Below are 10,617 nucleotides of genomic sequence, written 5' to 3'. Positions count from 1 at the left end.
CTGTGCCTGAACGTCACCAACCTCACCGCCTCAAAAAACTTCTACTGCAATACTCTCGGTCTACAATGCACGGGGGATGACAACCGGACATCCCGGAAACGCTCTCTTTGGCGGAAGCTGTGAAAAACAGGCATTGCCACTCGAAGCATTGGCTAAGACCATGCTTCGAGTGGCAGCAAAAGAGCGGAACGCGATGGCTCAGAATAGATCGACAAGGAGATAGTTATTGAACTGGGATGAATTCGCTCAATGGGGCAGCCGCATTTCCGATTGGAGTGCTGACTATCACAAAACCCTGCGGGATCGGCCGGTCCGTGCGCAGACTTCCCCCGGCGAGATCGCGGCACAATTGCCCAAAACACCTCCCGAAGATGCAGAGGCCATGGACACCATCCTGGCTGATTTTGAAGACATCGTGATGCCGGGCATGACACATTGGCAGCATCCGCGCTTTTTCGCATATTTTCCAGCCAATGCGGCGCCTCCGTCCATGCTTGCAGAGATGCTTGTCACGACAATCGCGGCGCAATGCATGCTCTGGCAAACCTCGCCTGCGGCGACCGAGGTCGAGACCGTCATGGTCGATTGGTTGGGCCAGGCACTGGGGCTTCCCGAAGGATTTACCGGGGTTATTCAGGACAGCGCGTCCTCGGCGACATTATCGGCGGTTCTGACCATGCGTGAACGGGCCACCGGGTATTGTGGCAATCGAGATGGGCTTTCTGGTACCGGCCAGCTTCGGATATATTGTTCAGATCAGGTTCATTCTTCCATTGACCGTGCATGTTGGGTGGCTGGTATCGGTCAGGCAAACCTTGTGAAGATCGGCACGCGTGGCGCGCGCCATGCAATGGATACAGCGGCTTTGAAAGAGGCAATTGCTGTGGACCGGGCGGCAGGACACATACCTGCGGGCATCATCGCGATTACCGGTGGCACGGGTGTCGGCGCCAGCGATGTGCTGGGGGCCATTCTGGCCGTCGCCAAAGAGGAAGACCTTTACACACATCTGGATGCTGCCTGGGCCGGTGCGGCAATGATATGCCCCGAAATACGGCAAGATTTTTGGGCAGATGTTGATGGTTTTGACAGCATCGTCTTCAACCCGCACAAATGGTTGGGTGCCCAGTTCGATTGTTCGGTTCAGTTTCTCAAAGACCCTAATCCCCAACTCAACACGCTCAAGATTGAACCTGAGTATCTGAAGACGACCGGGGCCAAGGTCACGAATTACTCTGAGTGGACAATACCGCTGGGACGGCGCTTCCGAGCGCTCAAAATCTGGTTCCTGATCCGGTCCTATGGGCTTGAGGGTCTGCGCAGTCGCATTCGCAACCATATTCAATGGAGCCGTGAGCTCTGCAATGCCCTGCGCGAGCTTCCCGGTTTCGAGATCGTGACAGAGCCGATCCTGAGCCTGTTTTCGTTTCGATGTCCGGGAAGTGACGATGATCAACAACGCCTGGTCGATGCGCTCAATGAAGATGGCCGGATTTATCTCACGCAAGGCGCGTTCAGTGGTCGAAAGATCATCCGATTTCAGGTGGGCCAGTTCGATACGATACGCGAAGACGTCATGCTTGCCCGACATGTCATCGAAGAGGTGTGGGAGAAAATCTCGCGTGGCTCATAACGCTCAGCGCGCATGGTCAAAGCCTGAGCAGGTTCAAGATACCTGCTTGCCGCTGTCTTCGCGCCGATTTGTTTTGCAAAAAGAGTTCGGCAAAACGGCCTGCTCCCTCAGGGGTCATCCTGACCGCGCTGCAAATTGCTACGCAAATGCCCGTCAACTCCCTGCGAGCAAACAGGCCGATTTCCCATCTGGCGTTGCTTCAAGGGACGGACGTGTTGTTTTGCAGGCATCGAAGCGCTTGGGGCACCGGGATTGAAAGAGGCACCCCTGCTGTTGTTCGAGGGGGCTGGGTAAATCACCTTCCAGCACCTGCGGGGTGGATTTTGCCCGGGGGTCCGGGACCGGCACAGCGGAAAGCAACGCCTGACTGTAGGGGTGATGAGGTGCTTCGATCAACCGGCCCGCTGGTGCGGTTTCCATCATCCCCCCCAGATACATCACCAGGATATCATCCGAAATATGACGGACCACGCCGAGATCGTGGGCGACGAAGATGAGCGACAGCGAGAGCTCGGATTGAAGGTCTTTGAGCAGATTGATCACTTGCGCCTGGATAGACACGTCAAGTGCCGACACAGGTTCATCACAGAGCAGAACACGGGGCTTGGCGACAAGTGCGCGGGCGATGCCAATGCGCTGACATTGTCCGCCCGAAAACTCATGCGGGAAGCGGTTGAATTGATGGTCGGCAATCCCGACGCGGTCCAGCATGTCACGAGCGGCGTTGGTGCGGTCGATCGAGGACAGATCAGGGCGGAAGTAGATCAGCGGTTCAGCAACAATTTCGCGGATCGTCATGCGCGGGTTCAGCGATGCAATAGGGTCCTGAAAGATCATCTGCAACTGGCGGCGCAAATCTTGCAGCCTGGATTTGCTGCCATAATCAATTGGTTGACCATCCAGGTGAACAGTCCCGCCAGTCATCGGCGCAAGGCCGGCGATGGCGCGGATGAGGGTGGATTTGCCGCAACCGCTTTCGCCGACAATGCCGAGCGTTTTGCCGGGTTGCAGATCGAAACTGACGCCATTTACCGCGCGCACGATACCCGGCGCAGACCACGGCCAGGCCTTTGTCTGATTGACCCGAAACTCAACATGCACGTCCTTGACGGAGAGGATCGACGGATTCATGTCAGTTCCTCCACCGGTCGCAGGCAAGCGCGTTTGGAGTTGCCGCCATCAAGTTGGGGCAGCTTTTCAGCGCAATCGGTTACCGCATCAACGCAGCGCGGATGAAATGGGCAGGACGCAATCGCCCGGCGCTGGTTGGGGGGGCTGCCGGGGATTGCAAGCAGTTTGGCAGCCGGGTCTCCGATGTTGGGAACGGCGCGCAGCAACCCGCGGGTATAGGGGTGCCCCGGCTTTTCGAAAATCTCGAGCGTGGGAGCCTGCTCCATGATCCGCCCGCCATAAAGCACAAGCGTGTCCTCGCAAAAACCCGCGACAAGACCGAGGTCATGGGTGATCAGAACGATAGAGGTGCCCAGATCCCTTTGAATATCGTCCAGCAACTGCATGATCTGCGCCTGAACCGTCACATCAAGTGCTGTTGTCGGCTCATCGGCAAGGATCAGCTTTGGCTGGCACATCAGCGCCATGGCGATCACCACCCGTTGCCGCATGCCCCCCGAAAACTCATGCGCGTAAGACTTCAGCCGGTTCCTGGCGTCCGGAATGCGCACGGCGTCCATGACCTCCAGCGCGCGCTTGCGTGCGGTACTGCGGGATGCCCCCTCGTGCAGCTCGACAATTTCGCCCAGCTGGCGCTCGATGGTCATGTAGGGATTCAGGGAGCTCATCGGGTCCTGAAAAATGATACCGATTTCCCGGGCGCGGATATTGTTCAGCTCTGACGTGGGCAGCTTCAGAAGGTTGGACCCGTCAAACAGTATTTCGCCTTCGGCTTGGGCATTGCGGGCCAAAAGCCCCATGATGGACAAAGCGATCTGGGATTTGCCCGAACCGCTTTCGCCGACCACTGCCAGTTTCTGACCGCGCGTGATGTCGAAACTGACATCGTTAACCGCGTGAACCATGCCGTCGCCGGTCCGGAAGCGGATGGAGAGGTTCCGGACGGACAGGAGTGGAGGTTTGGGATGAGGTGTCATCTTAGCGCTCCTTGGGGTCGAGCGCGTCGCGCAAGCCGTCACCGATGTAGAACAGGGATACCTGCGCGATGACGAAAAACATCGCAGGGAACATCAGCTGCCAGGTGGTTCCGAATGTCATCGTTCGGGCACCTTCAGAGATCAGCGCGCCCCAGGATGTGTTGGGTTCCTGAATGCCGACGCCGAGGAAGGACACGAGGCTTTCGGCCATGATGACCTCCGGGATCACCAGCGATGTATAGATCACGATCACCCACAGGATATTCGGCATCAGGTGTTTGAAAATGATTGCCATGTCGCTCATGCCCAGAAGACGCGCGGCGTCAACAAATTCCCGGTTCTTGAGCATCATCACCTGACCCCTGACGATCAACAGCCCTGCCGTCCAGTTCACGAGGATGATCACCAGGATCATCTGGCCAAGAGACCGACCAAAGAAGGCCTGCCAGACAACGAAGAAGATGATGTAGGGAATGGAAATCCAGATGGTGTAGAAACCCAAGACCGTCTGGTCCAGTCGGCCGCCAAAATACCCTGAAAGCGCGCCCAGGATCGCGCCGAGGATAACCGCGGCAGGCCCGGCCACAAAACCTACGAGAAGTGAGGTGCGTGTGCCCTGCACGACGCGGGCATAGAGGTCGCGACCCAGTTCATCGACACCGAAGTAGTGACCGTTTGAGAGCGAGGGACCACCTTCGGTTTTGACCTTGCCCAGAACCGACCAGTCGATTTCTTCATAGTTCCACTGCGCAAGGAGATGACCAAAGAGGGCAAAGAGGAAGAGACAAAACAGCATGAAGAGCGAGAAGACCGCCATGCGGTTGCGGAAAAACCGCAGACGGGCGTCGGCCCAAAAAGAGCGGCTTGTGACCATTTCCTCCGCTGCGTCATCGGCGAAGGCACGGGAGTTGAGGCGTTTGCGGGCTTCCATCACATGTTGCTCCGTACCTTTGGGTCGATCCAGGCGTAGAGCAGATCAAGCAGAAGGGTCAGGGTGAAGGTCAGCACGCTGTAGAGAATAGCGAGACCCAGCAGGATCGAGTAATCGCGGCTATAGGCCCCATCAATGAAGTCCTGACCGATCCCGCCGGTGGAGAAGAAAACATCAATGAACACCGATCCGGTGATCATGTAGACGAAAACGGGGCCCATGTAGGTAAGCGTTGGCAGTAGTGCCGGTTTGAGCGCGTGGCGGATGATGATGGTGCGTTCAGGCAATCCTTTGGCACGTGCTGTGCGGATGAAGGGTGAGCCGAGAACTTCCAGCATGGACCCGCGCGTCAGCCGTGCAACGCCGGCCATATATGAGGTGCCCAGAGCCACGGCGGGCATGATGACGTATTGCCATTGCCCACCATTCCAGCCGCCGCCGGGCAGTAGCCCCCAGGAAAGCGTGAAAAGCAGGACCATCAGCGGCGCAAGAACGAAATTCGGGAAAATCTGGCTGAAGATGGCCAACCCGGTCATCGTGTAATCCCAGAAGCTATTGTGACGCAGCGCGGCAATCACACCAAGAGGTACGCCGCAGACCAGCACGAACACGGCGGACCAGAACCCATATGTCAGGGTGACCGGAAACCCCTGGGCGATGACGTCGTTCACAGTACGATCTTTCTGTGAAAAGCTTGGCCCGAAATCGAAATGAAAGACGATGTTCTTGATGTAGGTCCACAGTTGAACGTGAAGGGGTTCGTCCAGACCATAGCGCTCCAACACATTGGCCATGACCGCTGCGGGCAGCGGGCGCTCAGAGGTGAAAGGCCCCCCCGGTGCCAGGCGCATCAGATAGAAGGAAAAGATGATCAGAACCAACAGGATTGGTATGACCGTGAAAAGCCTGCGCAGCGTATAGTTCAGCATGGATGCCCCCGGAACCCTTGCCCGCGAGGCAGGCAAGGGTTGTTAGTGTCGTGTGAACTTGCGGACTACTCGGCGGCGACCTTGAAGAGGTCTTTGGAGTACCAGGTCTGTTCAACGTTATCGACCGGCCAACCCTGGATGGAAGCGTTCAGCATCATGTTGGTCGAGTAGTGGTAGATCGGGATGACCGGCATTTCGTCCGCAAGAATCTGTTCCACTTCGGTGTAAAGCGGTTGGGTATCCTGCGAAGATTTGGCCTCCACCATCAACTCATCCAGGCGGGCGTTGGTGAATTTGCCGTCGTTATAGCCGGAGGGGGTGGTCAGCAGATCAAGGAACGTCGAGGCTTCGTTGTAATCGCCACACCAGGCGCCGCGCGCCATCTCAAAGTTCTGAGCGCCACGGTTTTCCAGGAACACTTTCCATTCCTGATTTTCCAGTGTCACGTTGATGCCCAGTTTTTGTTTCCACATCTGCGTTGCCACGATGGCAACCTGCTGGTGCGCCTCATTGGTGTTGTAGAGGTAGCTGAACGACAATTCCTTGCCACCTTCGCCATAGCCCGCTTCTTCCAGAAGCGCCTTGGCCTTCTCATCCCGCTCTGCCTGCGTCATGCCGGCATAATCCACACTGGGCACTTCAAAGTTGGCCGTCGCAGCGGGCGTAAAGGTGTATGCCGGGAACTGACCGCCCTGCAGCACCTGATCCACAATCACGTTGCGGTCAATTGCGTAGGCCAATGCCTGTCGGACACGGACGTCTTTAAAAGCCTCCGGCCCGCTGTCCAGATTGAACGTGAAGTAATAGTTGCACAGTCGCGGCAGTGCGTAAGCTTCCTGGGGGAACTCATCTTTCAGTGCAGGATACTGACCTGCGGGGATGTCGGTCTTATCCACTTCACCGGCGCGAAATCGCGTCAGCCCCTGTGCGTCGTCGCCAATCACCAGCGTGACGACCTTTTCAAGCACCGTGTCATCGGCGTTCCAGTAGTTGGTGTTAATCTCCCGAACAGACCGTTCCTTGGGGACATGTTCGGTCAGCACATAAGCGCCGTTCGACACCAGATTGCCGGGGCGTGTCCATTCCGCACCATGAGCGTCAATGGCCCATTTCGGCGAGGGGAAGGTTGTTGCGTGACTTACCATCTTGTCAAAGTAAGGCAGAGGTTGGCTGAGGTTGACGACCAGGGTGTGATCGTCGGTCGCGGATACACCGAGATCGGTGATCGGTTTTTCGCCAGCGATGATCTCGGCCCCATTGGCAATGGACATCAGCTCCATGTACCAGGCGTAAGGGGAGGCGAGTTCCGGGTCGACGGCGCGCTGCCAGGCGTAAACAAAGTCGCCCGCTGTCACCGGTTTACCGTCCGACCATTTGGCGTCTTTGCGCAGTTTGAAGGTATAGGTCATGTTGTCATCGCTGACCTCATGGCTCAACGCGACGCCGGGGACATTGTTGCCGTTGGCATCCTGATTGTAGAGGCCCTCAAAGAGATCCCGAACAATCTCGGATCCGTAGGTATCCTCGACGACTTGTGGGTCAAATGATGAGAATTCATCCAGAACGCGGTAGGTAAAGGTCTGGTCCTGAGCCAACTTGGTTCCTTCGGGCACATCGGCTGCAAAAACCGGGACCATCAGCGTGCTGGACATTAGGGCGGCAAGGCAAAGAGCGCGGCGTTTCATGGAGTTCTCCCTAGTTGAATTTTTTGAAGTGATACCCCACTAAAGTGCATGAATGCTGGAGAGTCAAAAGGCCATATCTTGACGTTGCGATAGTTTGCTTCTCCAGTCTCATCGAAACGGCGAGGTCAGGTGTTGGCATCGAGTTTATGGATGCTGGCGTATCTGCGTGGTCGCGTTCGAAGGTTTTTAACAGGCTGTTTTAAAATGGTTTTCGCCCAGTTGAGGGGGTCGTTCACTTAAGTCGGAATACAAAGAAGGGGCGGAGGTAAAACGGTAAGTCTGAGTATTGCAGCCAACAATCAGATTTCGCTAACATACTGTTTAATCAATCCGTTATATCCATTCTTCCGGCACATCTCGATCAAGCGATCTTTGATCTCACGATTTTCATCCAGTGGGTCAATTTCACTCGAAATTTCCAATTCGGCCGCAAGGAGCTGGGCAACAAAGGCCGCCATCCCCATTGGGCCGGCAATCTCCTGACCCATGGCCAGCGTTTTCTTGGCAGCATCGATCTGGTGCAGCCCGGCATATACCTTGGCCAACGGGGCTGACAGGAAGGCCCGCAGCACGTCGATCTTGGCCACTTCACTGGTTTCTTTGGCGAATTCCAGACTGGCGCGACTCTTTTCGAAGTCGTTTTCCTGCAAGGCGAGGATGCCGACAGATATGGCATGATACGCCATATCATAGGGTTTCCCGGTGCCCTGCACGAGCTTTTCCATCCTGTCGCACACCGCGGCAGCGTCATCGAATTTCCCCATGAGGCTTAAAGCATTCGCATGAGTGCCTGATCCCAGAACCGAGACTGTCCCATTGGTTCCGGTGGTCAGGCGATCATTTTCGGGTACGAAGAGGTATCCAAACTTGTCAGCGATTTGCGCAGATTTTTCAAACTCGCCCGTGAACCAATAGGCTTGACTCAGCGCAAATGCAGCCGTTGCGATGAAGCCCGGCGCACCGCTTTTGATCGCCGCATCAAGCTTCTCCTGGCCAATGGGTATGACTGCAGCGACATCCGACAGGATTGTCATCATGATCACGCGGTCAATACCGGCGCCAAGGGCAGATGCGTCATCGCCGATCCGGCGCGCGAGGATTTCAACTTCCCCGGTAATCTCCAGAATATGCGAAAAATCCGCCTTTGGCAGATAGGCAATCCGCAGACCCTGGCGCGCCTGCATGTTCAACGTGGCGATCTTTCGAGGATTGGTGTCGAGGCGACCGGCACAGAAAATCGATCTCTTGAAGTGCTTTATCCCATCATCGAGTGCTGCGCGCTCCAACGCAAGATGCCCGCAAACAATGTAGGCTTCGGCCGCTTCGGTCCAGCGTTGGGATTGCTCGGAATGAAAGGCTAGCGAAGTCATGGTCGCAAGGTTGGTGACCCGGTTCATGCTCTCAATGATGTCGACGAACAAGCCATGCAGATGGCGCAGTCGCCGCTTTGGCAAGGTAGAGTAGGCGACTTGCTGAATAAGCGCATGACGGAATTTTGCTGTCGGCGCGCTGACGTTCTCCAAAAGATCCAGCCGAGCGAGCGACAAGAGCGATCTGGTATCCTCCAGCCCCTCTCTGCGCAGCAGTTTCTTCAGCAGGTCTACTGAAAATTCGGTCCCGATAACCGCAGCGATCTGAAGCGTCTGCCGGTCTGCTGGGCTCAACTCATCAATACGTTGAGCGATGAGTGGCTGGACCGTGTCCGGGACCTTGAAATTCTGCCCGGCCGATCCGTCCGCCGAAATGCCCGTCGCTTTGAGATTGCGAACGACCTCTTCGATGAACAGCGGTGTACGACCGCAAATTTCTTCGACGAATGTGCTGAGATCAGCCTTGCCGCTGTCATGGCTGAGAAGGTTATTGATGAGATTGCGACTGGACTGGTCATCCAAAGGTCCAAGAAAAAGGTGCTGAATGACCTGGTCCATTTCCTGTGGGATGCCATCGAGCGTTCGCGAGGTTAGAACCAGCATCAGCTGATACTCCGGTGCCGTACGGATCAGTTCGAGGCACAAGGACAACGTGTATTGGTCAGCCCAGTGCATGTCCTCGAAAATGATGACAAGCGGCTTCTTTGCTGCCATCCCGGTGATGACCGCAACCAATGCCTCCACGATGGCGTCTTGACGGGCTTTGGGCCCCAGTGCCGTCCAGGCAGGATCATCGCTTGCGGCATGGAGAATGGACTGCAATGCGTTTGAGTGCCTGCGATATAGGGCTGATGCGCCATCAAGGTAGCTGCTTACCGCCTTTTTGATTTCCTCGGGATTATCCGAAGATGAAAGACCGAGGAAGAGTTTGATCGCGCGCGTCACCGGGGCGTAAGCGACTTGTTTGTCAAGCGCTGTCGCGCTCACACCAAGCACTTGGGCGGTCGTGAAATTTACCGAATCCGTGAATTCGTGGACAAGGCGCGATTTCCCGATCCCGGCTTCGCCAATGACCGCAACGGAAGATCCCGACCCCGCCAGACTTGCGCTCCAGGCTTGCCCCAGTTTTTCCAGGTCTGCCTCTCGACCCATGAAAGGCGACAAGCCCTGGCCAATCCGGATCTTCCATCTTGAGATCGCTTGATCGCGGTCAATAATCTCAAAGAGCGGTAGTGGTTGATCGACGCCACTGATAACGGCGTTTCCCGCTGGCCGGCTGTGAAACATCTCTCCTACGGTATCGACAACGGTTCGGGAAACGGTGACGGTATTCGTGCGCGCAGCAGATTGTATCTTGTCGGCTAAATGAACGACCGGACCGGTCAGCGTCAGCTCATCGAAATTTGTATGGGACAAACTGCCAAACAGCACAGGACCACTGTGAATGCCTACCCGGATGTCCACGCGATCAGACTTCATTGCCGACACCCGTTCGATGACCGCCAGCCCGGCTTCGACCGCCCGGATACAGTGGTTTTCATCCGCGGCAGGGAAACCGAACACAGCCAGCGCGCCATCGCCGACAAACCGCATGGAGGCACCAAATTCTTCACAGGTATCCATGATCATCTCAACCGCTGGCCCCAGCCGGTCCAGTGCCTCTTCCGGATCAAGGTTCTCGATAAGCGCCGTCGACTGGACGATGTCGATGAAAGCAATTGTGCAGATTTTCCGCTCGCGCGCCTCGATCTGCATATTGCGCTTTCGCGGTCCTGACGATTTCGGGCGTTGCGACACGATTTCCCTCCGGGTCGGCACTAGCGGTATGGGTCAAAAACAGCGCGTTACTCTTTAATTGCCCGGCAAAAAACCCGAACACGATCATAGCAGTTTGGCCGTCTCACTCGCAAACCCGATCGTTAACATTCCTTAACTACTAGGAAGTAATGGGTTTGAACTAT

Annotated in this window: 7 protein-coding genes; 1 reads left to right on the top strand and 6 read right to left on the bottom strand. The window is 56.1% G+C overall.

Annotation, left to right across the window (positions count from 1 at the left end):
- Window positions 1-226 precede the first annotated feature (226 nt).
- Window positions 227-1,633 carry a pyridoxal-dependent decarboxylase gene (locus Q0802_RS14915; protein WP_298919637.1) on the top strand — a complete coding sequence of 469 codons (1,407 nt, stop codon included), beginning with the start codon at window positions 227-229 and terminating at the stop codon, window positions 1,631-1,633.
- A 153-nt stretch (window positions 1,634-1,786) separates the two neighbouring features.
- On the opposite strand, the gene Q0802_RS14910 is transcribed toward Q0802_RS14915, so the two are convergent.
- From Q0802_RS14910 to Q0802_RS14885, 6 genes are all read right to left on the bottom strand, one after another.
- On the bottom strand, window positions 1,787-2,764 hold the full coding sequence (locus Q0802_RS14910) for an oligopeptide/dipeptide ABC transporter ATP-binding protein (RefSeq protein ID WP_298919635.1): 978 nt from the start codon (window positions 2,762-2,764) through the stop codon (window positions 1,787-1,789).
- The gene (locus Q0802_RS14905) at window positions 2,761-3,741 is read right to left on the bottom strand and encodes an ABC transporter ATP-binding protein (RefSeq protein ID WP_298919633.1); all 981 of its coding nucleotides are present in this window, start codon (window positions 3,739-3,741) and stop codon (window positions 2,761-2,763) included. Before Q0802_RS14905 ends, Q0802_RS14910 begins: the two co-directional genes overlap by 4 nt.
- A gap of 1 nt (window position 3,742) precedes the next feature.
- On the bottom strand, window positions 3,743-4,672 hold the full coding sequence (locus tag Q0802_RS14900) for an ABC transporter permease (RefSeq protein WP_298919630.1): 930 nt from the start codon (window positions 4,670-4,672) through the stop codon (window positions 3,743-3,745).
- The gene (locus Q0802_RS14895) at window positions 4,672-5,601 is read right to left on the bottom strand and encodes an ABC transporter permease subunit (protein WP_298919628.1); all 930 of its coding nucleotides are present in this window, start codon (window positions 5,599-5,601) and stop codon (window positions 4,672-4,674) included. Before Q0802_RS14895 ends, Q0802_RS14900 begins: the two co-directional genes overlap by 1 nt.
- A 65-nt stretch (window positions 5,602-5,666) precedes the next feature.
- Complete coding sequence (locus Q0802_RS14890) at window positions 5,667-7,286, bottom strand: peptide ABC transporter substrate-binding protein (RefSeq protein ID WP_298919626.1); 1,620 nt, start codon at window positions 7,284-7,286, stop codon at window positions 5,667-5,669.
- Window positions 7,287-7,585: 299 nt separating this feature from the next.
- A complete protein-coding gene (locus Q0802_RS14885) occupies window positions 7,586-10,453 on the bottom strand; it encodes an adenylate/guanylate cyclase domain-containing protein (RefSeq protein ID WP_298919624.1) in 2,868 nt (955 codons plus the stop codon).
- Between the last annotated feature and the right edge of the window lie 164 nt (window positions 10,454-10,617).

The sequence above is a fragment of the uncultured Roseobacter sp. genome, assembly GCF_947495275.1.
Classification (GTDB): domain Bacteria; phylum Pseudomonadota; class Alphaproteobacteria; order Rhodobacterales; family Rhodobacteraceae; genus Roseobacter.
The sequence above is the reverse complement of the archived record's forward strand: the minus strand, read 5'-3'. Positions and strand labels throughout refer to the sequence as shown.

What these genes read in the sequence shown, in the direction of transcription:
- Q0802_RS14910 (WP_298919635.1), bottom strand. Translation starts at nt 2,764, where the DNA reads ATGAATCCGTCGATCCTCTCCGTCAAGGACGTGCATGTTGAGTTTCGG.
- Q0802_RS14905 (WP_298919633.1), bottom strand. Translation starts at nt 3,741, where the DNA reads ATGACACCTCATCCCAAACCTCCACTCCTGTCCGTCCGGAACCTCTCC.
- Q0802_RS14900 (WP_298919630.1), bottom strand. Translation starts at nt 4,672, where the DNA reads ATGGAAGCCCGCAAACGCCTCAACTCCCGTGCCTTCGCCGATGACGCA.
- Q0802_RS14895 (WP_298919628.1), bottom strand. Translation starts at nt 5,601, where the DNA reads ATGCTGAACTATACGCTGCGCAGGCTTTTCACGGTCATACCAATCCTG.
- Q0802_RS14890 (WP_298919626.1), bottom strand. Translation starts at nt 7,286, where the DNA reads ATGAAACGCCGCGCTCTTTGCCTTGCCGCCCTAATGTCCAGCACGCTG.